The 24,048-nt window shown below is 71.6% G+C and carries 15 protein-coding genes; 3 read left to right on the forward strand and 12 right to left on the reverse strand.

Annotated elements, in window-relative coordinates:
* Positions 1 to 244: 244 nt before the first annotated feature.
* Positions 245 to 3,283: a helix-turn-helix transcriptional regulator gene (locus tag RV986_RS15885; protein WP_475924293.1), complete on the forward strand. Its 3,039-nt coding sequence runs from the start codon at positions 245 to 247 to the stop codon at positions 3,281 to 3,283.
* A 68-nt stretch (positions 3,284 to 3,351) separates the two neighbouring features.
* On the opposite strand, the gene serA is transcribed toward RV986_RS15885, so the two are convergent.
* From serA to RV986_RS15915, 6 genes are all read right to left on the reverse strand, one after another.
* Complete coding sequence (serA, locus tag RV986_RS15890; protein ID WP_475918028.1) at positions 3,352 to 4,941, reverse strand: phosphoglycerate dehydrogenase; 1,590 nt, start codon at positions 4,939 to 4,941, stop codon at positions 3,352 to 3,354.
* Positions 4,942 to 5,272: 331 nt separating this feature from the next.
* Positions 5,273 to 6,271, reverse strand: a complete 999-nt coding sequence (gene ilvC, locus RV986_RS15895) for a ketol-acid reductoisomerase (protein ID WP_475918029.1) — start codon at positions 6,269 to 6,271, stop codon at positions 5,273 to 5,275.
* Positions 6,272 to 6,395: 124 nt separating this feature from the next.
* Positions 6,396 to 6,926, reverse strand: a complete 531-nt coding sequence (gene ilvN, locus RV986_RS15900; RefSeq protein WP_475918030.1) for an acetolactate synthase small subunit — start codon at positions 6,924 to 6,926, stop codon at positions 6,396 to 6,398.
* Positions 6,927 to 6,952: 26 nt separating this feature from the next.
* Positions 6,953 to 8,809 carry an acetolactate synthase large subunit gene (locus RV986_RS15905; RefSeq protein WP_475918031.1) on the reverse strand — a complete coding sequence of 619 codons (1,857 nt, stop codon included), beginning with the start codon at positions 8,807 to 8,809 and terminating at the stop codon, positions 6,953 to 6,955.
* Positions 8,810 to 9,033: 224 nt separating this feature from the next.
* A complete protein-coding gene (locus tag RV986_RS15910; protein ID WP_475918032.1) occupies positions 9,034 to 12,096 on the reverse strand; it encodes a putative bifunctional diguanylate cyclase/phosphodiesterase in 3,063 nt (1,020 codons plus the stop codon).
* A gap of 374 nt (positions 12,097 to 12,470) precedes the next feature.
* On the reverse strand, positions 12,471 to 13,412 hold the full coding sequence (locus tag RV986_RS15915; protein WP_475918033.1) for a 2-hydroxyacid dehydrogenase: 942 nt from the start codon (positions 13,410 to 13,412) through the stop codon (positions 12,471 to 12,473).
* A 75-nt stretch (positions 13,413 to 13,487) separates the two neighbouring features.
* Between RV986_RS15915 and RV986_RS15920 the strand changes: the two genes are divergently transcribed.
* Positions 13,488 to 14,513, forward strand: a complete 1,026-nt coding sequence (locus RV986_RS15920) for an aldo/keto reductase (RefSeq protein WP_475918034.1) — start codon at positions 13,488 to 13,490, stop codon at positions 14,511 to 14,513.
* A gap of 320 nt (positions 14,514 to 14,833) precedes the next feature.
* On the forward strand, positions 14,834 to 16,039 hold the full coding sequence (locus RV986_RS15925; RefSeq protein ID WP_475918035.1) for a PQQ-dependent sugar dehydrogenase: 1,206 nt from the start codon (positions 14,834 to 14,836) through the stop codon (positions 16,037 to 16,039).
* A gap of 20 nt (positions 16,040 to 16,059) precedes the next feature.
* Here the strand turns inward: RV986_RS15925 and RV986_RS15930 are convergent, their stop codons facing one another.
* From RV986_RS15930 to gatB, 6 genes are all read right to left on the reverse strand, one after another.
* On the reverse strand, positions 16,060 to 16,344 hold the full coding sequence (locus RV986_RS15930; protein WP_475918036.1) for a DUF6191 domain-containing protein: 285 nt from the start codon (positions 16,342 to 16,344) through the stop codon (positions 16,060 to 16,062).
* A gap of 38 nt (positions 16,345 to 16,382) precedes the next feature.
* Positions 16,383 to 19,436, reverse strand: a complete 3,054-nt coding sequence (locus RV986_RS15935; RefSeq protein ID WP_475918037.1) for a helix-turn-helix transcriptional regulator — start codon at positions 19,434 to 19,436, stop codon at positions 16,383 to 16,385.
* A 191-nt stretch (positions 19,437 to 19,627) separates the two neighbouring features.
* The gene (locus RV986_RS15940) at positions 19,628 to 19,825 is read right to left on the reverse strand and encodes a hypothetical protein (protein WP_475918038.1); all 198 of its coding nucleotides are present in this window, start codon (positions 19,823 to 19,825) and stop codon (positions 19,628 to 19,630) included.
* 197 nt (positions 19,826 to 20,022) lie between these two features.
* Positions 20,023 to 20,628: a hypothetical protein gene (locus tag RV986_RS15945; protein ID WP_475918039.1), complete on the reverse strand. Its 606-nt coding sequence runs from the start codon at positions 20,626 to 20,628 to the stop codon at positions 20,023 to 20,025.
* Between the two features lie 35 nt (positions 20,629 to 20,663).
* A complete protein-coding gene (locus RV986_RS15950; protein ID WP_475918040.1) occupies positions 20,664 to 21,254 on the reverse strand; it encodes a GNAT family N-acetyltransferase in 591 nt (196 codons plus the stop codon).
* A gap of 1,265 nt (positions 21,255 to 22,519) precedes the next feature.
* The gene (gene gatB / locus RV986_RS15955) at positions 22,520 to 24,037 is read right to left on the reverse strand and encodes an Asp-tRNA(Asn)/Glu-tRNA(Gln) amidotransferase subunit GatB (RefSeq protein ID WP_475918041.1); all 1,518 of its coding nucleotides are present in this window, start codon (positions 24,035 to 24,037) and stop codon (positions 22,520 to 22,522) included.
* Positions 24,038 to 24,048 lie beyond the last annotated feature (11 nt).

Raw genomic sequence — 24,048 nt, forward strand, 5'->3', positions numbered from 1 at the left:
TACGCCCCGAAACCCCACCCGCGCGACGTGCCTTGTCCGCAGGCCGGTGGGGGTTGATCCCGCAGTTCCCCGCGCCCCTGAAAGCCACGACCCCGGCCCGCACCATCCAGCCCGTCCGGCGTTTGAGGACGAGGCCGTTCAGGCCGATGGGGGTTTGGGGGCGGAGCCCCCAAGTAGGGATGGGACGGGTAGGGGCGGCGGGGGCGAGAACGGTGGCGGTGCGTTGTCGGTGGCGCGTGCCAGGATGGGCGGCGTGGCACAGACATTCGGTACACCGCTGATCGGCCGGGACGACGAACTCGCCCGGCTCACCGGCGTGCTGGACCGCGCCCGCGAGGGCACCCCCCACGCCGTGGTGGTCTCCGGAGACGCCGGCGTCGGCAAGACCCGCGTCCTGACGGAGGCCGCCGCCCACGCCACACACACCGGCATGACGGTGCTGACGGGCCACTGCGTGGACCTCGGCGACGTGGGCCTGCCCTACCTGCCGTTCACGGAGATCCTCGGCCTGCTCTCCGGGGACGAGCGGTTCACCCCCGCGCTCGCGGCCCACCCGCCGGTCTCCCGACTGCTCGGCACCAGCACGAACACCAACACCGGCACCGGCACCGGCACCGGCACCAACACCGGCAACACAGACACCCGCACCGACGGCACAGCCGACACCGGCAGCCGCCTACGGCTCTTCGAAGGCATGGCAGGCCTGCTGACCGCCGTCGCCGACATCGCCCCGCTCCTCCTGGTCCTCGAAGACCTCCACTGGGCGGACCAGTCCTCCCGGGACCTGCTGCGCTTCCTGCTCAGCCGCGGCGCCCTGCAGAGCCCGACCCCCGGCGCCCCCTCCCCCCGCCTCGCCCTCTTCGCCTCGTACCGCGCCGACGACCTGCACCGCCGCCACCCCCTGCGCCCCCTGCTCGCCGAACTGGTACGGCTGCCCTCCGTGGACCGCCTCGAACTGCGCCCCATGGCCGACACCGAAGTCGCCCGCCTGGTACGCACCCTGCGCGTGGACGCCCTCTCCGACACCACCGTCCGCCGCATCGTCGACCGCGCCGAGGGCAACGCCTTCTACGCGGAGGAGTTGCTCGCCGCGCTGCCGGGCGACATCGACCCGGGTGCGACCGCCATGCCGAGCGGCCTGGCCGACGTCCTCCTCATCCGGATCGAGCAGCTGTCCGACACCGCCCAGCACGTGCTGCGGACGGCCGCGGTCGCCGGGCGGCGCGTAGAGCACGACCTGTTGCGCGACGCCGTACAACTGCCCGAGGACGAACTGGAGTCGGCGCTGCGCGAGGCCGTCGGGCGCCGGCTGCTGGTCCCCGGCGAGGACGCCACGTACTCCTTCCGGCACGCCCTGACCCGCGAGGCCGTCTACGCCGATCTGCTGCCCGGCGAGCGGGTCCGGCTGCACGCAACGTTCGCCGGGCTGCTCACGGGACGCCGTCACGGGGCCGAGAACGCGGCGGAGCGCGCCCACCACTCACGGGAGAGCCACGATCTCGCGGACGCGCTGACCGCCTCCCTCGAAGCCGCCGACCACGCCCACCGGGTCGGCGCGCCCGCCGAGGAGCTGCGCCACGTGGAGGCCGCGCTCGAACTGTGGCCCGCGGTGGATCCCACCGCCCGCCCCCGGGACGGCGACCCGGTGACGCTCACGCTGCGCGCCTCCGCGGCCGCCGCGCACGCCGGCGAGACCCACCGCGCGGTCTCCCTCACCCGCGCCGCGCTCGCCAGAGCCGGATCGGACGCCGACTCCGAGCTCGCCGCCCGCGTCCGCTACACCCTCGCGGGCAATCTGATGCGCGTCGACAGCCTGCAGGCCGCCTTCACCTACAGCAGCGAGGCGCTGGCCATGATCCCGGCCGAACCCCCGTCGCACACCTGGGTGTGGGCCGCGGCCACCCATGTCATGGCCGCGCGGTACATGGGCCACGACGAGGACGCCCAGCGCGTCGCCCGGCGGGCGCTGCGCATCGCCGAGGAGCTTCGGCTCGCCGACGCGCAGGCGGATCTGACCATCTCCCTGGTCGGCCTGGAAGGCCACAACCGGCGCACGCCCGAAGGCCGGGAGCGGCTTCGGCGGGCCCGCGACCTGGCCCGCAGCGCGGGCAATGTCTCCGTCGAGATGCGTGCGCTCTTCAGTCTCGCCATCGGCGCCTACGAGTCGGGGGCGCTGGACGAGTGCCTGACCTGGCTCTCCGAGGGCCTGGAGCGCGCGGACCGCTCCGGGCTCGTCTCCTCGCCGTACGCGCTGGAGCTGCGCTACCTCCAGTCCCTGATCCTCTACACCCTGGGCCGCTGGGACGAGTGCGCGCGGGCGGCCGCCGCCGACGCCGAACGGCTGCCGCCTGCGGGCGGGTTCGCGACCGGGCCCGCGTTGTACGTCGCCCTGGCGCGCGGTGACCTGCGGGCCGTCGAGCGGGCCCGTGCCCTGCTCGACGGGCCGTTCGACTGGATGGCCACGCTCGTCGCGGGCATCGTGCTGACCGATGCCGCCGCGCTGCGCGGCGACCCCGAGGGGGCCGTCGCCTCCGTGCGCGCCACCCTCGCCGGACTGAGTGACGGCGTCGGCACCGAGCGGCCCGACATCGGTGTGCGGCTCGCCGGGCTCGCGCTGTCGGCGGTCGCCGACGCCGCCGCGCGGCTGCGTCTGACCGGCGACGAGGCGGGGGCCCTGCGTTGGGCGGCCACCGCGACCGAGCTGGTGGAGGTGGCCCGGAGCACGGCCGCCAAGGGCGAGGACGGATCGCGGCAGGGTCCGGAGGGCCTGGCCTGGCTTGCCCGCGCCGAGGCGGAGTGGCTGCGCGCGCGGTCCGGGCCGGACGTCGCCGCGTGGGAGCGGGCCGTCGCCGCGTTCGGCTATGGCGATCCGTATGAACTGGCGCGCTGCAGACGGCGGTTCGCCGAGGCGCTGCTCGCCGCGGACCGCCGGGAGGAGGCCGCCGAGCAGGCCCGCGCGGCCCGCGACACCGCCGACCGGCTCGGCGCCGTACCGCTGCGGGAGGAGGTGGACTCCCTGATCCGCCGCGGCCGGCTCGCCGACTCGCCCTGCGCCGCGGACCGTATCGCCGCGCTGACCGCCCGCGAGAGCGATGTGCTGCGGCTGCTGGCGCGCGGCCGCACCAACCGTCAGATCGGCGAGGAGCTGTTCATCAGCGGGAAGACGGCGAGCGTGCACGTCTCCAACATCCTCGCCAAGCTGGGTGCCGCCGGGCGCACGGAGGCGGTGGCCATCGCGTACCGGGAGGGTCTGATCGAGCCCGAGACCTCGGCGTCGACCTGATGTCGTCACCCGCGGACACGCCAGAGGGCCGGGCCACCCGAAGGTGACCCGGCCCTCGACAGCGCACGTCAGACGAGGTTCACCGACCGCGCCGAGGTCGCGCCGATCTCCTCGGCCACGTCGTTGAGTACGTTCTGCGGGACCGTGTCGTCGACGGTGAGGACCGCGAGGGCCTCGCCGCCCGCGACCGAGCGGGAGACCTGCATACCGGCGATGTTGATGCCCGCCTCGCCGAAGATGCGGCCGACCGTGCCGACGACGCCGGGGCGGTCCTCGTAGCGCAGCACGACCATGTGGTCGGCGAGCGCGAGGTCCACGTCGTACTCGCCGACGGCGACGATCTTCTGCAGGTGCTTGGGGCCGGCCAGCGTGCCGGAGACCGCGACCTCCTCGCCGTCGCCGAGCGTGCCGCGCACGGTGACGACGTTGCGGTGGTCCGGGGACTCGCTCGACGTCGTCAGACGGACCTCGACGCCGCGCTCCTGCGCGAACAGCGGGGCGTTGACGTACGACACCGTCTCGTCGACGACGTCCTCGAACACGCCCTTGAGCGCGGAGAGTTCGAGCACCTTGACGTCGTGCTGGGTGATCTCGCCGTACACCTCGACGTCGAGGCGGACCGCCACCTCGCCCGCGAGGGCGGTGAAGATGCGGCCGAGCTTCTCGGCGAGCGGCAGGCCGGGCTTGACGTCCTCGGCGATGACACCGCCCTGGACGTTCACCGCGTCCGGGACCAGTTCACCGGCGAGGGCGAGGCGCACCGAGCGGGCGACGGAGACACCGGCCTTCTCCTGCGCCTCGTCGGTGGAGGCGCCGAGGTGCGGGGTGCAGACGACCTCGTCGAGCTCGAAGAGCGGGGAGTCCGTGCAGGGCTCCTTCGCGTACACGTCGAGGCCGGCGCCGGCGACGCGGCCCTCCTTGAGCGCCGAGTACAGCGCCTCCTCGTCGACGATCCCGCCGCGCGCGGCGTTGACGATCCGCACCGACGGCTTGACCTTGTGCAGCGCCTCGTCACCGATGAGACCGACCGTCTCCGGGGTCTTGGGCAGGTGCACGGTGATGAAGTCCGAGACTTCGAGCAGCTCGTCGAGGGAGAGGACCTTGACGCCCATCTGCGCGGCGCGGGCGGGCTGCACGTAGGGGTCGTAGGCGACGACCTTCATGCCGAACGCGGACATGCGCTGCGCGACCAGCGCGCCGATGCGGCCGAGGCCGACGACGCCGAGGGTCTTCTCGGCCAGCTCGACGCCCGTGTACTTCGAGCGCTTCCACTCGCCGTTCTTCAGCGCGGAGTTGGCCTGCGGGATGTGGCGCGCGGTGGCCAGCAGCAGACCGCAGGCCAGCTCGGCCGCGGTCACGATGTTCGAGGTGGGTGCGTTGACGACCATCACGCCGGCCTTGGTGGCGGCGGACACGTCCACGTTGTCCAGGCCGACGCCGGCTCGTGCGACGACCTTGAGCTTCTTCGCGGCGGCCACGGCCTCCGCGTCGACCTTGGTGGCCGAACGGATCAGGATCGCGTCGACGTCGGCGATCGCGGGCAGCAGCTCCGCGCGGTCCGCGCCGTTCGCGTGCCGGATCTCGAAGTCCGGGCCCAGGGCGTCGACGGTCGCGGGCGACAGCTCTTCAGCGATGAGTACGACAGGTTTCGAGCTCACGTGAGTCCTCACAAGTCCAATGCGGACGGCCGTCCCGACGGCCGCAGGCGGTGGAGGGTTGTCGCGGCCCCGGGGAAGTGTAGGTGGGCGGCGTGGGGGTGTGCCTTCACTTCTTCGGGGTCGTTTGAGCCGCGTGGAAGACGCACGACGCTGTGGGCCCGACGCGTATGTTGTGCAGCAGTGTAGTGCTGCTACGAAGGCCTTCTTACGCCTCCGTGGAAGGATCACCCGTCCGTGGCTGGACGGGGTGGACAACGTCGCGCTCACGGGCGTTACCCAGGGTTGGCGGGAGGGGCCGGAGCGGGTTGCTCCGGCCCCTCGGCCGTACGGCTTACGCCTCGTCGTTGACCCACGACATGAGCTTGCGGAGCTCCTTGCCGGTGGTCTCCAGGAGGCTGTTCTCGTCCTGGGTCTTGTACTCGTTGTACTTCTTCAGACCGGAGTGGTACTCCTCCATCCAGTTCCTGGCGAACGTGCCGTCCTGGATCTCGGCGAGGATCTTCTTCATCTCGGCCTTGGTGGCGTCGGTGATGATCCGCGGGCCGGTGACGTAGTCGCCCCACTCGGCGGTCTCGGAGACCGACCAGCGCATCTTCTCCAGACCGCCCTCGTACATGAGGTCGACGATGAGCTTCAGCTCGTGGAGGCACTCGAAGTACGCGATCTCCGGCTGGTAACCGGCCTCGGTCAGCGTCTCGAAGCCCGCCTTCACCAGCGCCGCGGTACCACCGCACAGCACCGCCTGCTCACCGAACAGGTCGGTCTCGGTCTCCTCCGTGAAGGTCGTCTTGATGACGCCCGCGCGGGTGCCGCCGATGCCCTTGGCATAGGAGAGGGCCAGCGGGAACGCGCTGCCCGTGGCGTCCTGCTCCACGGCCGCGATACACGGAACGCCGCGCCCCTCCTCGTACTGGCGGCGCACCAGGTGCCCCGGACCCTTCGGCGCCACCATCGCGACATCGACACCCGCCGGCGGCTTGATGAAACCGAAGCGGATGTTCAGACCGTGGCCGAAGAAGAGCGCGTCGCCGTCCTTCAGGTTGTCCTTGATGGACTCCTCGTAGACCTGCGCCTGGATCGGGTCCGGCACCAGGATCATGATGACGTCGGCCTCCGCGGTGGCCTCCGCCGGCGTCACCACACGCAGGCCCTGCTCCTCGGCCTTCGCCCTGGACTTGGAGCCCTCGTGCAGACCGACGCGGACATCGACACCCGAGTCGCGCAGCGACAGCGCGTGGGCGTGGCCCTGGCTGCCGTAGCCGATGACCGCGACCTTGCGGCCCTGGATGATGGACAGGTCGGCGTCAGCGTCGTAGAACAGCTCGGCCACTGGGGTTCTCCTTGTTTTCCGGTATTGCCGGTGGTGCGTCCCACCGTACGGCGGGCGGGGGAAGGGAAGTTTTCGGGTCTCGGTATACGGGCGGCCGAGGATCAACGGCCGCCCGTACCAAGGATCAGGCTGATCGGTCCAGCGCGCGCAGCGAGCGGTCCGTGATCGAACGCGCCCCGCGTCCGATCGCGATCGTGCCGGACTGGACGAGTTCCTTGATGCCGAACGGCTCCAGCATCTTGAGCATGGCCTCCAGCTTGTCGGCGCCGCCGGTGGCCTCGACGGTGACAGCCTCCGGGGAGACGTCCACGGTCTTGGCGCGGAACAGCTGGACGATCTCGACGATCTGGGAGCGCGTCTCGTTGTCGGCGCGCACCTTCACGAGAACGAGTTCGCGCTGCACCGCCGAGCCGGGTTCCAGCTCGACGATCTTCAGCACGTTGACGAGCTTGTTGAGCTGCTTGGTGACCTGTTCGAGCGGCAGCGCCTCGATCACGTTCACCACGATGGTGATGCGCGAGATGTCGGGGTGCTCGGTGACACCGACGGCGAGCGAGTCGATGTTGAAGCCGCGGCGGGAGAACAGGGCGGTGATCCGGGCGAGGACACCTGGCTTGTTCTCGACGAGGACGGAGAGGGTGTGCTTGGTGCTCATGGTTCGGACTCGGCTCTCTCTCAGTCTCAGTCGTCTTCGTTGTCGCCGAAGTCGGGGCGGACGTCCCGGGCGGCCATGATCTCGTCGTTCGAGGTGCCGGCGGCGACCATCGGCCACACCATCGCGTCCTCGTGGACGATGAAGTCGACCACGACGGGGCGGTCGTTGATCGAGTTCGCCTCTTCGATGACCTTGTCGAGGTCGTCCGGGGACTCGCAGCGGATGGCGTAGCAGCCCATGGCCTCCGACAGCTTCACGAAGTCGGGGACGCGGGTGCCGGCGCTCGGCTGCTTGCCGTCCGCGTCCGGGCCGCTGTGCAGCACGGTGTTGGAGTAGCGCTGGTTGTAGAAGAGGGTCTGCCACTGGCGGACCATCCCGAGGGCGCCGTTGTTGATGATGGCGACCTTGATCGGGATGTTGTTCAGGGCGCAGGTGGTGAGCTCCTGATTGGTCATCTGGAAGCAGCCGTCGCCGTCGATCGCCCAGACCGTCCTGCCCGGCTGACCGGCCTTGGCGCCCATCGCGGCCGGGACCGCGTAGCCCATCGTTCCGGCGCCGCCGGAGTTCAGCCAGGTGGCGGGCTTCTCGTACTGGATGTAGTGCGCGGCCCACATCTGGTGCTGGCCGACGCCCGCCGCGAAGATCGTGCCCTCCGGGGCGAGCTGCCCGATGCGCTCGATCACCTGCTGCGGCGACAGCGAGCCGTTGTCCGGCTGCTCGTAGCCCAGCGGGTACGTCTCGCGCCAGCGGTTGAGGTCCTTCCACCATGCGCTGTAGTCCCCGGCGTGCCCCTCGCTGTGCTCCTTCTGCACGGCCTGCACCAGGTCGGCGAGGACCTCGCGGGCGTCACCGACGATCGGCACGTCCGCGGCACGGTTCTTGCCGATCTCGGCCGGGTCGATATCGGCGTGGACGATCTTGGCGTACGGGGCGAAGCTGTCCAGCTTGCCGGTGACGCGGTCGTCGAAGCGGGCTCCGAGGGCGACGATCAGGTCGGCCTTCTGCAGCGCGGTGACGGCGGTGACCGCACCGTGCATGCCCGGCATTCCCACGTGCAGCGGGTGGCTGTCGGGGAATGCGCCGAGCGCCATCAGGGTGGTGGTGACGGGCGCTCCGGTGAGTTCTGCGAGGACCTTCAGCTCGGCGGTGGCCTGCGCCTTGAGGACGCCGCCGCCGACGTACAGGACCGGCCGCCTGGCCTGGGTGATCAGCTTCGCGGCCTCGCGGATCTGCTTGGCGTGCGGCTTGGTCACCGGGCGGTAGCCGGGCAGGTCCTGGGTGGGCGGCCACTGGAAGGTGGTCCGCGCCTGGAGGGCGTCCTTGGCGATGTCGACGAGGACGGGGCCCGGGCGGCCGGTGGAGGCGATGTGGAAGGCCTCCGCGATCGTCCTCGGGATGTCCTCGGCCTTGGTCACCAGGAAGTTGTGCTTGGTGATCGGCATGGTGATGCCGACGATGTCCGCCTCCTGGAAGGCGTCCGTGCCGATCGCCTTGGACGCGACCTGCCCGGTGATCGCCACGAGCGGCACCGAGTCCATGTGCGCGTCCGCGATCGGCGTCACCAGGTTGGTGGCACCCGGGCCGCTGGTGGCCATGCAGACGCCGACCTTGCCGGTGGCCTGCGCGTAACCGGTGGCCGCGTGACCCGCGCCCTGCTCGTGCCGGACGAGCACGTGCCGCACGCGCCTGGAGTCCATCAGCGGGTCGTAGGCCGGAAGGATCGCGCCGCCGGGAATGCCGAATACCGTCTCGGCCCCGACCTCCTCAAGCGAGCGGATGAGGGACTGCGCTCCCGTGACGTTCTCGGGGGCGGACTGCTGTCCTCCGGAACGGGGCCGCGGCTGCGGGTGATGGGCCCCGGTGGCCTGCTCGGTCATCGGCATTCTCTTCTCGATGCTGAGGGTTTTTGCGAGTTTTGTGCGGTGTGCGAGGGGTGCCTGTGCAACAAAAAACCCCTCGTGCCATGAGGCAAGCGAGGGGAGCGCGCCGGGTGTGGTCGCTGGTGTTCCGGGTCCGTCCGGTGATCACCAGCTTCAGCCGACGCGCTTTCCAAGTACGAGAATTCGGGTGCGCATGGCATTGACCCTCCCCCGGCACGCACTGACTGTCAAGTGGGTGGGACGGGCGTCTCATTATGTGAGCGCAGGGCCGTACCACCCCCGAAAACAGCGGGTACACCACTCGTATACACCCCTGCGCCGCCGCCCGCGAACGCGGGCTCGACCGGCCCGTGCGGCACCGGGTAGTGGCCGGACGACAGCGCCCTGCGCAGCCGGTATTCGTCGAGCGGCCCGGAGAAGGCCATGCCCTGCCCGTGGGTGCAGCCCATCGCGCGCAGGGCGACGACCTGCTCGGGCAGGTCCACGCCGTCGGCGACGGAATGCAGCCCCAGGTCGGTGGCGATCCGCAGCAGCCCACTGGTGATCTTGTGCAGCCGGGCGGACTCGACGACGCCCTCGACGAGGCCCCGGTCGAGCTTCAGCACGTCGACCGGGAGCCTTCTGAGGGCCGTGATGGCCGCGTAGCCGCTGCCGAAGCCGTCCAGGGCGATACGGACACCGAGCCGCCTGAGAGCGTTCAGCCGACGCTCCAGCTCGTCCAGGGAGACCCGCGGGTCGGCGTCGGCCAGCTCGACGATCAGGGCGCCCGAGGAGAGCCCGTGCCGGGTCAGCAGGGCCTCGACGGAGCCGAGGGGCATCGAGCGGTCCAGCAGACGCCGGGCGCTCATCCGGACGGCGACGGGCACCGTGACGCCCGCCGCGGCTCGCTCGGCCGCCTGCTGGACGGCTTCCTCCAGCATCCAGCGGCCCAGCTCGGCGGTCTTGTCACTGTCCTCGGCGACGCGCAGGAACTCCGCGGGCGTGAAGAGCACCCCTTGGGAGGAGCGCCAGCGCGCCTGGGCGGTGACCGTCGCGATCCGGCCGTTCTCAAGGCAGACCACGGGCTGGTGCAACAGCGCGAACTCCCCGTCCTGCAGGGCGGAGCGCAGCCGCGTCGCCAGCTCCGCCTTCCGTACGACGTCCTGCTGCATCTGTGGCGCGTACAGCTCCACCCGTCCCTTTCCGGCCGCCTTTGCGCGGTACATGGCGAGGTCGGCGTTGCGGAGCAGCTCCCCCGCGCCCAGGCCGGGTTCGGCGAAGCCGACGCCGATGGACGCGGCGACCCGGACATCGTTGCCGTCGATGGCGTAGGGCTGCGAGAGCTTGATCCGCAGCCGGTCGGCGAGCTCCAGGATCTGCTGCTCGCGCGCGGCGCGGTCGCGGCTGCCGTCGCCGACAATCAGGGCCGCGAACTCGTCGCCGCCGAGGCGGGCGGCCGTGTCGCCCTGTCGTACCGAGTCCTGGAGTCTGCGGGCGGCCTGGACGAGGAGCTCGTCGCCGGCCTGGTGCCCGATCGTGTCGTTGACGGCCTTGAAGCCGTCGAGGTCGATGAAGAGAACGGCCGTGCCGCGCAGGGCGGCGCCGCGGTCGGTGGAGCGGCGGCCGGACAGGGCCTGCTGGACCCGCCGGGTGAACAGTGCGCGGTTGGGCAGGTCGGTGAGCGGGTCGTGCTCGGCGTTGTGCTGCAGCTGCGCCTGCAGACGGACCCGTTCGGTGACGTCACGGCTGTTGAAGATGAGGCCGCCGTGATGTCGGTTGACGGTGGACTCCACGTTGAGCCAGCCGCCGTCGCCGGACTTGAAGCGGCACTCGATGCGGGTGGTGGGCTCCTCCGGGTGGCTGGCGGCCAGGAAGCGGCGCACCTCGTGCACCACGCAGCCGAGATCCTCGGGGTGGATGAGGGAGGCGAGCTCGGAGCCGACGAGTTCCTCGGCGTTTCGGCCGTAGACCCCGGCGGCGGCCGGGCTGACGTACCGCAGGATGCCGCTGGGCGCGGCGATCATGATGACGTCGCTGGAGCCCTGCACCAGGGAGCGGAAGTGGTTCTCCTGCTGGGCCAGCTCCTGGGTGAGGGTGATGTTGTCGAGCAGCATGATGCCCTGGCGCACCACGAGGGCGAGCACGACGAGCCCCGCGGTGATGAGCACCACACGGTCGACACTGCGGCCGTTCAGGACGTTGTAGAGAATTCCCAGCGTGCACACGGCGGCGGCCAGATAGGGCGTGAGCGCGGCCAGCGATCCGGCGATCGGACGGGTCGCTGGATACCGGTTGTGGCCTTCCTCGTGGGGTCCCTGGGGGAGCCCGGGCCCTCCCTGCCGACCCTCCTGCCGCTGTCCTTCTCGGCGCCGCCCTTCCTGCCGCCGCCCTTCCTGCCGCCGCCCTTCCTGCCGCCGCTCGTCCTGCCGCCGCTCGTCCTGTCGCTGTCCCGGGATGTGCTCGTGCACTACGCGCGCGTGGCCGTCCGCGCCGGGCCCGCCGGCCTCCGGCTGCCCGCTTCGGGCACCGACCCAGGGGGCGTACGCGAGGAGCAGTGAGCCGGCGAACCAGCCCGCGTCGAGGAGTTGTCCGGAGTGGTAGTTGTTGTGCAGGAGGGGCGAGGTGAACAGGGCGTCGCACATCACGGTCAGGGCGAGCGCTCCGATCGCGGTGTTCACCGCGGAGCGGTTCACCGACGAGCGCCTGAAGTGCAGCGCGAGCACCATGCTGACCAGCGCGATGTCCAGCAGCGGGTACGCCAGGGAGAGCGCGGTGTGCGCGACGCTCGGCCCGTCGAACTTGGCCGCCTGCGCGAGCGCGAGGCTCCAGGACAGCGTGAGCAGGGAACCGCCGATCAGCCAGGAGTCGAGCGCCAGGCAGACCCAACCCGCCTTGGTCACGGGCCTCTTGGCTAGCACGAGCAGTCCTACGATGGCGGGCGGAGCGAAACAGAGGAAGAAGAGATCGGCGTAGCTGGGACTGGGGACCTGGCGGTCGAGGACGACCTCGTACCACCCCCAGACCCCATTGCCCAGCGAGGCCATGGCGGAGGAGAGCGCGAACAGCAGCCACGCGGGTCGAAAGCGGCTGCGGCGGCTGCGGGCGTAGAGGAAGCAGGAGACCGCAGCGGCGCCCGCGGCGGCGCTCAGCCCGAAGTCGCCCATGATCAGCGCGAGGCTCGCGGAGCCCCAGCCGAGCGCGGAACCGACGGCGTATCCCGCGCACACCAGGGCCAGCACAAGTTGCGAGATCAGGCCCGTCCCGCCACCGGGCAACGGCCGACGGGTCAGCAGCGCCCCGGGGGAACTCACCGGGCCCACCCGGTCCGTGCCAAGGTGTCCCGCTGGTCCGTGTGCGCTGGGTGCGGGTGCTTCCTGCGGCTGCTGTGCCTGCGCTGATGATGGCCACCATGGCCGCTGTGGCCGCGTCTGCGCGTGGCCGCGCGCCAGGGTCGTCGGCGGCCCCGCCGCGTCGGATCGTTGGTCCATAGGCCGTGCATCGCCCGTCGCCCCCCTCGCAGTCCGAATGTCCATCCCCGGCGCCGAACGGTGCGCGGCGCAGCCCCTGTCGGGACGATACACCAGTCTCGTCACTCAGGGACATAGCCTCTCTACGCTCCGTGACGATCAATGGCGATGCGGACACCGCCCGCGTTCGGCGGACTGCGGAGGGTGCCCGAAACCGGTTACCCGCCCGTCGTGAGGACCACGTTGCTCAGGGGCTCCCGGTTCACGAACCGCTTCAACTGCCCGACCAGCAGCCGCTCGACGCGCGGCAGGAACGCGGAGGTGGGGCCGCCGACGTGGGGGCTGATGAGCACGCCGGGCGCCTGCCACAAGGGATGTCCCTGGGGCAGCGGCTCCGGATCGGTCACGTCGAGGGCCGCGCGAAGACGCCCGCTGTCCAGCTCGGCGAGGAGCGCCGTGGTGTCGACGACGGCGCCCCGGGAGACGTTCACCAGAAGCGCGCCGTCCTTCATCCGGGACAGGAAGTCGGCGTTCACCAGGTTCCGTGTGCCGTCGGTGAGGGGGGTCGCGAGCACCACGATGTCGGCTTCCGGAAGCAGTGCGGGCAGTTCCGTGAGTAGATGCACCGGACCGCGCGCCGTGGTGCGCTCGGAGCGCGCGACGCGCGCCACCCGCGCCACCTCGAAGGGCACGAGCCGGTCCTCGATCGCGGACCCGATCGCGCCGTATCCCACGATCAGTACGGACTTGTCGGCCAGCGCCGGGTGGAACCCGGAACTCCACTCCCCCTTGTCCTGCGCCCGTACGAAGTCGGGGATGCCCCGCAGCGAGGCGAGGACCAGGGCGAGGGCGAGCTCGGCGGTGCTCGCCTCGTGCACCCCGCGGGCGTTGCACAACTGCACGCCCGGGCGCAGGGACTTCAGAGCCGGCAGCACGTGGTCGACCCCGGCGGAGAGCGTCTGCACCACGCGCAGCGAGGTCATTTCGGCCAACGGCCGCTGCCCGACACCGGGCGGCTTCATGTACGGCATCGCATAGAACGCGCAGTCGGCGGGATCCGCGGGAAACTCCTGGTCGCCGTCCCAGAAGCGGTAGTTGAGGCCCTCGGGAAGGCCCTTGATCTCGTCGGCGTGAAAGGGGAGCCACACATCGGAAGTCATGGTCAGGAGGCTATGCCAGGCGCCCGGACGCGCAGAGGTTAGGTTGGGTGCCGGAAGAAGGAGGGCCAGGGCCAGGTGGAGCGCAGGACGATCGGCGCGGCGACGCTCGATGTGGGGGCGATCGGGCTCGGGTGCATGCCGATGAACTGGGCGTACACCGGTTCACGGCAGCGCGGTGAGGAGTCGCTGCGCGCGGTGCACGCGGCGCTCGACCAAGGGGTGACGCTGCTCGACACCGCCGACATGTACGGCCCCTTCACCAATGAGCTGCTGCTGGGGCGGGTGCTCAAGGAGCGGCGCGCCGAGGCCTTCGTGTCGACGAAGGTGGGGCTGTTGGTGGGCGAGCAGCACATCGTGGCCAACGGTCGCCCCGGCTATGTGAGGCGGGCGTGCGACGCGTCGCTGCGCCGTCTCCAGACGGATGTGATCGATCTCTATCAGCTGCACCGCGCGGACCCCGAGATTCCGGTCGAGGAGACCTGGGGCGCGATGGCCGAACTGGTGTCGGCCGGAAAGGTGCGCTCGCTCGGGCTGTGCGCGGTGGGGGCCCGGTCCTCCCGTCGCTCGGGGGCGCGGCTGCACGACGGAACGATCCGGCAGCTGGAGCGGGTGCAGCAGGTCTTCCCGGTGAGCGCGGTGGAGGCGGAGCTGTCGGTGTGGTCGTCGGAGGCGCTGGACGCGCTGCTGCCGTGGTGCGCGGCGCGCGGGGTGGGCTTCCTGGCGGCGATGCCCCTCGGCAACGGCTTCCTGACCGGCACGCTGACACCCGGCGAGGGTTTCGAGCCGGACGACGTACGCGCCCGCCATCCCCGTTTCACGGCGGAGATGATGGCCGCCAATCAGCCCATCGTCGCCGGGCTGCGCCGGATCGCACGACGGCACGGGGACGGCGAAGGGGACGGGGACGGGGAAGGAACGGTCACGCCCGCGCAGGTGGCACTCGCCTGGGTCCTGGCCCAGGGCCGGCATGTGGTCCCGGTGCCGGGGGCCAAGCGGGAGCGGTGGGTCGTGGAGAACGCGGGCGCGGCGGCACTGCGGCTGACCGCGGAGGATCTGGCGGAGGTGGCGGGGCTGCCGGGGGCCATGGGGTCCTGGGACTGAGGGGCCCGGGACCGAGAGGCCCGGGACCGAGAGGCCCGGGACCGAGAGGCCCGGGACCGAGAGGCCCGGGACCGAGAGGCCCGGGACCGAGAGGCCCGGGACCGAGAGGCCCGGGACCGAGAGGCCCGGGACCGAGAGGCCCGGGACCGAGAGGCCCGGGACCGAGAGGCCCGGGACCGAGAGGCCCGGGACTGAGGGTCCTGGGACTGAGGGGCCCGGGCGGGCGGGGCGATTCCCGATTGCCGGGGCGATTCCCGATTACTGACGGCGTCCGCGAATCGGGTGTTCGTGATCGGGAACCCGTGGGACGCGAGCGGTGTATGAACAGTAGGACAGCAGCGTCGAAGGGACCTCTGATCGTGCAACGTCGAGTGGTGAAGGCCGCGTTGGCAGCGGCAGCGCTGATGGTGACGGCCGGCTGTTCCTCCGGCGGTGGCGGAGGGTCGCCGTTCGGTGGCCTCAGCCCGTCGTCGAGCGGTACGGGGACGGGGTCGTCGTCCTCGCAGCAGGCCACCGAGACGGCCGCGCCCGCGAAGGGCTCGGTGAAGGTGGTGCGCACCGTCACCGAGGACCTCAAGACGCCCTGGGGCCTGGCGCCACTGCCGGAGGGCGGACTGCTGGTGTCCTCGCGTGACGAGGGGACGATCACGCGGGTCGACGAGGAGACGGGCAAGCAGACCGAGCTGGGCCAGGTGCCGGGCGTGGCCCCGGCGGGAGAGGGCGGCCTCCTCGGCATCGCGCTCTCCCCCACGTACGCCTCGGACCACATGATCTACGCGTACTTCACGACGGCCTCGGACAACCGCATCGTCCGCATGCTCTACGACGCGAAGAAGCCGTCCGGCGAGCAGCTCGGCGCCCCGGACACGATCTTCAAGGGCATCCCCAAGGGAATGATCCACAACGGCGGCCGGATCGCCTTCGGCCCGGACAAGATGCTGTACGCGGGCGCGGGCGAGACGGGTGACCGTGGGCTGGCCCAGGACAAGAAGGCGCTGGCCGGCAAGATCCTGCGGATGACGCCGGACGGCGATCCGGCCCCCGGCAACCCCTTCGACGACTCGGTGGTCTATTCGTACGGGCATCGCAATGTCCAGGGCCTCGCCTGGGACGAAAAACAGCGCCTGTGGGCCTCCGAATTCGGCCAGGACACCTGGGACGAGCTGAACCAGATCAAGCCGGGCGACAACTACGGCTGGCCGGTGGTCGAGGGCAGAAGCGACAACCCCAAGTACCACAACCCGGTGGCCCAGTGGCACACGGACGACGCCTCCCCGAGCGGCATCGCCTACGCCGAGGGCTCCATATGGATGGCGGGCCTCAAGGGCCGGCGCCTGTGGCGCATCCCCCTGAAGGGCACGGAGGCCGCCGCCTCGCCGCAGGCCTTCCTGGAAGGCGAGTACGGCCGCCTGCGCACCGTGGTGTCGGCCGGCGGCGACAAGCTCTGGCTGGTGACGAGCGAGACGGACGGGCGCGGCAGCCCCGGGAAGGGGGACGACAGGATTCTGGAGCTGGAGGTGCGCTAGCCCCGGTGGCCCCGGCGGGCTCAGGACTCGTCCGGCTCCGACAGGGGCTCCTCCCCCGTGTCCGCCCGCGCCTGCCCGTTCTCCGGCTCCGGCTCGTGCTCCTGTTCCAGCCCGTTCTCCGGCCCCTGCTCCTGCCCCTGCCCCTGCTTCGGCAGCCGTACGACCACCTTGCCCGAGGACAGGTCTATGGGACCGCGGCCCGGGTCGCCGTCGTTCAGATCCACGCGGGTCAGTTCCAGCCGCTTGCGTTCGTCGTTGGTGTGCTTGCGGCCTGGTGCGAAGAGCTCCTCGAACATGTTGAACACGGCGCCTCCCTCGGCCCGGGTCCTGTCCAGCGTATGCCTCAGCCCGCGCTCCGGGCGGCGGGGGTCTCCTGCGGGAACAACCGCAGCCGATGGGCCAGGGCGGCGGCCTCGCCCCGTCCCGAGACGTCCAGCTTGGCCAGGATGTTCGAGACATGCACGCTGGCGGTCTTCGGGGAGATGAAGAGTTCCTCGGCGATCTGGCGGTTGCTGCGGCCGGCCGCGACGAGGCGGAGGACATCGCGTTCGCGGCTGGTGAGGCCGAGGGCCTGCGCCGGGTCGGCGGGGGTCGGGGCGGACGGTCCGGGGGCATGGCCCAGGGAAAGGCGGGCCCGCTGGGCGAGCAGGGCGACGGCGTCGGCGAGCGGACGGGCACGCAGGTGGTCGGCGGCCGCCCGGGCCAGCCGGAGGAGTTCGGTGGCGCGGGCCCGGTCGTCCTCGTCGGTGCCCGAGGTGAGCAGGGACTCGGCGAGGCGGTGGCGGACCCGGGCGAGGTCGTAGGGGCGTTCCAGGGCTTCGAAGGCGGTGACCACCTCGGACCACTCGTGCGGGTCGCTCACCCCCTCGGCCCGGTGGAGTTCGGCGCGCACCCACCGCTCGTGGGCGAGCCAGACGGGCGATCCGGTGGCCAGGGACTTGGCGGCCCCGCGGAGGCGGTCGAGTATGCCGGCGCGGCCCGCTTCGGCGACGGGCAGTCCGCGGGCGTCGGCCTCCGCGGCGGCGGCGGTGAGCAGCAGGGGCCAGCCGTAGCGCTGGGTGCCGGGCGGGAAGCCCGCTTCCAGGGCCTGTTCGAGCGCGGCGCGGGCGTCGAGGAGGCGGCCCTCGTCGGCCGCGATGCCGATGGCGGTGCGCACCAGCGGCAGGGTGTACTGCGGCATGAGGTCGTGGGTGCCGAAGTGCGCGCGGGCGGCGGCGAGTTGGCGCCGGGCCTCGGCGAGGTCGCCACGGGCGAGCGCGAGATCCGCGAGGCGCATGGAGCAGCTGCCGGAGGGCTTGCCGCTGGGCCCCGCGGTCAGCGCCTTCCTCGCGGCGTCGACGGCCTCGTCCCACTGGCCGAGTGCCTGGAGCGATTCCGCGAGGTTGCCCCACACCCAGGCCTCGGTGTCCAACAGGCCCGTTCTGCGGGCGAGTTCGGCGCCTTCCCGCAGGATCGGCACGGCTTCCCGGGAGCGGCCGACCGACTCCAGGTGGGAGGGCAGGTTGATGTGCAGACGGCCCACGACATGGGAGGTCCCGTGCCGGCGCACCCGCTCCTTGACCTCGTAAAGCTCCGCGATGCCCGCCTCGACGTCACCCGCGTCGACCATCAGGCCGCCGAGCGTGAGCCGGGCGTTCAGCTCGATCTCCCGGGCGCCCACCATGCGCGCGTACTCCACGGCGCGCTCGGCGGCCGAGAGGGCGCCGGGGCCCGGTTCGTGCAGCATGCACCAGGCGGCGACCATGGACAGCACCTCGGCGTGCACCTCCGAGGGGGGCAGGCCGCGCACCAGGTCCTGGGCGGTGGCGAGTTCCCGCCAGCCGTCCCCGCGGGCCTGCCCCTGCACCAGACGGGAGCGCTGGATCCAGAACCAGGCGGCGCGCAGGGGGTCGCCCTCGTGGTCCAGGAGGTGCAGCGCCCGCTTGGTGATCTTCAGGGCGCGTTCGCGCTCTCCGCACAGCCGGCCCGCGACGGCGGCCTCGGCCATCAGGTCGAGATAGCGCAGGGGCGTGGTGGCCGGGTCGCAGCCGCAGGGCGGGAAGACCTCCACGTAGTCGATGGGGCGCAGCTCGTCCCGTACGGCTTCGGGGGCGACCTCCCACAGCTCCATCGCCCGCTCCAGGAGCCTGAGTTGCTCGGAGTGGGCATGTCGGCAGCGGGCCTCCACGGAGGCGTCGAGGACGGCGGGGAGGGCCTTGGCGGCGTCGTGCGCGTGGTACCAGTAGCTGGCCAGGCGGGTGGGGCGCTCGTCGGCCGGTACGAGCGTGGGGTCGGCCTCCAGGGCTTCGGCGTAGCGGCGGTTGAAGCGGGAGCGCTCGCCGGGCAGCAGGTCGTCGCTGACGGCCTCGCGGACCAGGGAGTGGCGGAAGCGGTAGCCGTCGCCGCCGGGCGAGGCGAGCAGGATGTTGGCGCCGACGGCGGCGCGCAGTGCCTCGATGAGGTCGTCCTCGGTGAGCCGGGCGACGGCGGCGAGCAGCGGGTACTCGACGGTGGAGCCGCCCTCGGCGACGATCCGGGCGATGCGCTGGGCGCTCTCGGGGAGGCCCTCGACACGGACGAGGAGCAGGTCGCGCAGGGAGTCGGTGAGTCCGGTGCGGCAGCCCTGGTGGGCGGCGACGGCGAGTTCCTCGACGAAGAAGGCGTTGCCGTCGGAGCGTTCGAAGATGTCGTCGACCTGGGCGGGGTCGGGTTCGTGGGCGAGGATGCCGGCGATCTGACGGCCGACCTCGGCATGGTTGAAGCGGCCGAGTTCGATGCGGCGGACCGTGCGGAGGCGGTCGAGTTCGGCCAGCAGGGGGCGCAGCGGGTGGCGGCGGTGGATGTCGTCGGCGCGGTAGGTGGCGATCACGACGAGGCGGCCGCTGCGCAGGGTGCGGAAGAGGTAGGCCAGCAGATGGCGGGTGGAGGCGTCGGCCCAGTGCAGGTCTTCGAGGGCGACGACGACCGTGCGGTCGGCGGCGACGCGCTCCAGGAGGCGGACGGTGAGCTCGAAGAGGCGCGCCATGCCTTCCTCGTCGGCCCGTCGGCCGCGCCCTGTCCGGCCGAGCTCGGGCAGCAGCCGGGCCAGCTCGTCCTCCTGTCCGGCGGCCGCGGCGGCGAGTTCGTCCGGGAGTCTGTGGCGCAGGGCGCGCAGGGCGGTGGAGAAGGGGGCGAAGGGCAGTCCGTCGGCGCCGATCTCCACACAGCCGCCGTAGACGAAGACGGCGCCGTCGTGGGCGGCCGCGGTGGCGAACTCCTCCAGCAGGCGGGTCTTCCCAACGCCCGCCTCGCCGCCGATCAGCAACGCCTGCGGCGAGCCGGCGGCGGCGCGGGCGAGCGCATCGCGCAGGACGCCGAGTTCGTCGGTGCGGCCGACGAACACCGGGCTGACGGACCTGGTCTCCACAGGCCCGAGCATCGCACAGGGGTCTGACGGAGCGGCACTGGTTATCGGGCGGGCGACGGTCGCGCCGCCCGGGCGCGCGACGGTGGCCGCGACCGGGCGGCCACCGTCCGCCGGGAGGGGACGGCCGACCCCCGTGCGGCCGCCCTCCTCCGTCGTACGAGGCCGGCCGGGCCGGACGCGTCCGGTCTCCCCGGCCACCGCGTTCACGCGGCGCGGGCGAACCGGTGCCGACGAGGACGGTCGCTATGGCCCTGCCCCTCCGGTTCGTCGCGGCTGGATTCCCGCACGGCGGCGCGGCGGGCTGCGCGACGGCCGCGGAGGACCTCCTGCACCAGCCGGTGGTTCTGCGCCTCGCGGATCAGCTCCGCGGATCGGATCTGGTGGAGCTCGTACTCGTACATCTCGTACCCCTCGTGGAGAGTCGGTTTCGGCCTCGCTTCTTGCGATGCCTCAACCTTCGTCTCCAAGGGGGGTGCGTCACATCGGGAGAGTTCCGCATCTTGTGCGCGCGAGGGGCCTTAGTGCGGCCGTAAGTGGCTTACGACGGCTCTAAGGCCCCTCAGAAGTGCGGCGGATCCAGCCGGCGTGTCAGCGAGCGTCAGCTGGTGGAGGGCAGTCCGAGCAGGATGTCGGAGTACTTGGCGACGGCGAGCACGAGGCCGACGACGCCGAGCGAGACGCCCGCCCAGGCGACCGACTTGATCCAGGCGGCCTGCGGCTTGCCGGGGGCCCCGAAGGCGGGCCGGACCAGGACCACGACGCCGACGATCAGCGCGGCCAGCGCGAAGAGGCCACCGACGAGCGCGGTGGTTGCCCACGCGTCGCCGTATACCTCCTTGACCTGCTTGGCGACGCTCGCGGACGACGAGGTCCCCAGCTGGCCGACGAGGGTCTCGCGGGCGGCGGCCACGGTGGCGACCCAGCTGCCGGTGAGGGAGACGACGCCGAGTCCGGCCGAGACGACGGCGGCGGCGCCCTGGCCGACGCCGGGGGTGCTCTTCTCGGTCTCGGGGGCGTCGTCGCCCTCCAGGGCCTCGGCGTCGAGGTCGTCCTGGTCCTCGGCGTCCTCGGCTTCGGCGTTGCCGGTCTGCTCGACCTCGGCGTCCGGCGCCTCGTCGGTCTTGGTGACGTTCACGCTCTCCTCGTCGCTCTTCGCCTCGGTGCCGTTCGCGTCCACGGCTTCGTCCACTGTCTTGGTTGCCATGGTGCGCACCGTACGGACGGAGTCTGAGAAGTCTCTTAATGATCCTTGTGCACACGCGTAACGATCGGCACACGCGCGCGTGCCGCCCGCCACTCGGGGGCGAGCACCGACCAGACCTCCATGTCGTGCCGTACGCCCCGGTGGAGGAAGCTCTCCCGCAGTACCGCGTCCCGGGTCATCCCCAGCCGCCGGGCGCCGTTGACGCTCGGTTCGTTGGCCGAGGCGGCGATCCACTCCACCCGGTGGATCCCGCGCTCCTCGACCGCCCAGTCGATGAGCAGCCGCATCGCGCGCGTGACCAGACCGCGCCCGGTACCGGCGGGTTCCAGCCAGCATCCGACCTCGCAGTTGCCCATCTCGGCGTCGAAGTTCAGACAGAGCACCCCGCCCACGAGCTTCCCCTCCAGCCACAGGCCGTGCAGGGACCCGGTGTCGGCGGCACGGTTGTCGGCGTGCCTCTGCAGCACAGCTCGCGCGGACTTCACGTCCGTGGCGGTCGAACCGAAGGGGATGTACTGCCCGATGAACTCCCTCCCCCGGTCCAGATGCGCGAGGAACTCCTCCGCGTGCCAGGGCTCCAGGGGCCGCAGTTCCGCTCCGTCGTCACCCAGGGATATCGCGTACATCCTGCTGCCGCTCCTTTTCCTGTACGACCTCCCGTACGTCCACCTGGGCGTCCGTCGCAGCGGCCAGAGTCTCTGATCAGCCAAGCGATCCTACGCCAGACATGGTGTCCGGCATGGGTTCTGCCCATCGTGCAGGGGTGGCGTGGGTGTGCAGGTGGAATCCTGCGCCCCGTGCTGCTCCTCGCGGCCGGTGACCGGTAATGGGTGTGCTGATCGTCGTCACGCCCTGGTGCCGGTGGGCTGCGCGGGGCAGCCGGGTCCGGTCCGTGTGAGCGTGTCCCTCCGGACGCCGGCCCGCCGGACCCGAGGGCCTGGTGAGGGAGGGTGTCCGGCGTCGCCTGGGCGTCGGACGTGTGGAACGTGGCCGGGTGGGTCCGGTCTTCGACCGGTCCCGGCTCGCCTTCGGCGCGGGCGTGATGACCGCGCCCGCTTCGAGCTTGTCGATCACCGTGCGGATGACCATGGTCCCGTTGGCGCGGTCGACGACGGTTTTGGTCATGGGGGTCCCCCCGCTCGAGCGAAGCCGAGAGTGGGGGAGGATGAGGCCGCGGGCGGCGATGCGTTGCCAGGCGCCCGTGTCGCGGTCGCCCTGCCGGCCGCAGGAGGAGCGGACGGCCCATTTCCAGCCGGGTGTGGTGGGCCTGTCGGGGGCCTTACGGTGGCGCAGCGGGACCAGGCACCGGGGGCAGTGCTTCGAGGTGTTCCGGGCCGGGACGGTGACCACGGCAAGCACGCCGGCGGTCAGGTCGGCACGCCATTTCGCCGAGCGCAGCGTGCGCCCCGCAATCTCCTGGGCCATCCGCACGATCCGGTCATTGACACGGACACCCTCGGCCGGACCAACGGTCCAGCCCAGGCGACGCAGTGCCATCCACGCATTCGACGGCAGCACGCGGCCCCCGGCATCCTCACCACCGACCAGCAGGTCCACATCGGCGGCATTCCAGTGATCGGCCAGTGATCGGCCAGCAGGGCGGCGACCATGCCGGACACCAGGTCGGCCGCCCAGCGCACCCGCTCCACCAGCACACCGCCGGACAGGAACTCGCCTGTCCTCTCGTCGACGGCAGCGCGCAGCAGGCCACGGGCACAGGCGACGCGGGCAGCCTCGCCCACGGCGAGCGGCAGCTTCCGGCTCACCACCGCCTCCTCCCACCGCCCATCATGCTGATGCGCGGCACTGTCACACCAGGGGGACCCGCGGGCATGCCTGGGGGGATGCATCGGCTCCGATGCATCCCCCCAGGTGGGTACTTGACGGGTACTCAGCCCTCGCTGACCCCCAGCTTCTCCAGGATCAGTTCCTTGACGCGGGCCGCGTCGGCCTGACCGCGGGTGGCCTTCATGACCGCGCCGACCAGGGCGCCGGCCGCGGCCACCTTGCCGCCGCGGATCTTGTCCGCGACGCCCGGGTTCCCGGCGATGGCCTCGTCGACGGCGGCGGTCAGCGCGCCCTCGTCCGAGACGACCTTCAGACCGCGCTTGTCGACGACCTCGTCCGGGGTGCCCTCACCGGCGAGCACGCCCTCGATGACCTGGCGGGCGAGCTTGTCGTTCAGGTCTCCGGCGGCGACGAGCTGTGCCACCCGGGCGACCTGCGCCGAGGTGATGGGCAGATCCTCCAGGGCCTTGCCCGACTCGTTGGCGCTGCGCGCCAGTTCGCCCATCCACCACTTGCGGGCGGACGCGGCGTCCGCACCGGCCTCGATCGTGGCGACGATCGGGTCGATGGCACCGGCGTTCAGGATCGACTGCATGTCGTGCGCCGAGACACCCCACTCCTCACGGAGGCGGTTACGACGCGCGAGCGGCTGCTCGGGCAGGCCCGCGCGCAGCTCCTCGACCCACTCACGGGACGGGGCGACCGGGACGAGGTCGGGCTCCGGGAAGTACCGGTAGTCCTCGGCCTCCTCCTTCACCCGGCCCGAGGTCGTGGACCCGGTGTCCTCGTGGAAGTGGCGGGTCTCCTGGATGATCGTGCCGCCGGCGTTGAGGACCGCGGCGTGCCGCTGGATCTCGAACCGGGCCGCACGCTCCACGGAGCGCAGCGAGTTGACGTTCTTCGTCTCGGAGCGCGTGCCGAACTTCTCCCGGCCGTGCGGGCGCAGCGACAGGTTCACGTCGCAGCGCATCTGGCCCTGCTCCATGCGGGCCTCGGAGACGCCGAGCGCCTTGATGAGCTCGCGCAGCTCGGCGACGTACGCCTTGGCGACCTCGGGAGCACGCTCGCCCGCACCCTCGATCGGCTTGGTGACGATCTCGATGAGCGGGATGCCCGCGCGGTTGTAGTCGAGGAGGGAGTGCGAGGCGCCGTGGATTCGGCCGGTGGCGCCGCCGACGTGCAGGGACTTGCCGGTGTCCTCCTCCATGTGGGCGCGCTCGATCTCCACGCGGAAGACCTCGCCGTCCTCCAGTTGTACGTCGAGGTAGCCGTTGAAGGCGATCGGCTCGTCGTACTGGGAGGTCTGGAAGTTCTTCGGCATGTCCGGATAGAAGTAGTTCTTCCGGGCGAAGCGGCACCACTCGGCGATCTCGCAGTGCAGCGCGAGGCCGATCTTGATGGCGGACTCGACGCCGGTCGCGTTGACGACGGGCAGCGAGCCGGGCATGCCGAGACAGGTCGGGCAGGTCTGCGAGTTGGGCGCGGCGCCCAGCTCGGTGGAACACCCGCAGAACATCTTGGTCTTGGTACCGAGCTCGACATGGACTTCGAGGCCCATGACGGGGTCGTACGTCGCGAGAGCGTCCTCGTACGACACCAGCTCGTCGGTCGTGGTGGTCACGGTGAAAACTT

The organism is Streptomyces sp. RLA012 (assembly GCF_056270325.1).

Bases quoted from the DNA above. Each gene is read 5' to 3' on its own strand.
- RV986_RS15940 (WP_475918038.1), bottom strand. From the start codon at position 19,825: ATGTACGAGTACGAGCTCCACCAGATCCGATCCGCGGAGCTGATCCGC.
- RV986_RS15925 (WP_475918035.1), top strand. From the start codon at position 14,834: ATGAACAGTAGGACAGCAGCGTCGAAGGGACCTCTGATCGTGCAACGT.
- RV986_RS15905 (WP_475918031.1), bottom strand. From the start codon at position 8,809: ATGCCGATGACCGAGCAGGCCACCGGGGCCCATCACCCGCAGCCGCGG.
- ilvN (WP_475918030.1), bottom strand. From the start codon at position 6,926: ATGAGCACCAAGCACACCCTCTCCGTCCTCGTCGAGAACAAGCCAGGT.
- RV986_RS15885 (WP_475924293.1), top strand. From the start codon at position 245: ATGGGCGGCGTGGCACAGACATTCGGTACACCGCTGATCGGCCGGGAC.
- RV986_RS15935 (WP_475918037.1), bottom strand. From the start codon at position 19,436: ATGCTCGGGCCTGTGGAGACCAGGTCCGTCAGCCCGGTGTTCGTCGGC.
- RV986_RS15915 (WP_475918033.1), bottom strand. From the start codon at position 13,412: ATGACTTCCGATGTGTGGCTCCCCTTTCACGCCGACGAGATCAAGGGC.
- RV986_RS15945 (WP_475918039.1), bottom strand. From the start codon at position 20,628: ATGGCAACCAAGACAGTGGACGAAGCCGTGGACGCGAACGGCACCGAG.
- RV986_RS15950 (WP_475918040.1), bottom strand. From the start codon at position 21,254: ATGTACGCGATATCCCTGGGTGACGACGGAGCGGAACTGCGGCCCCTG.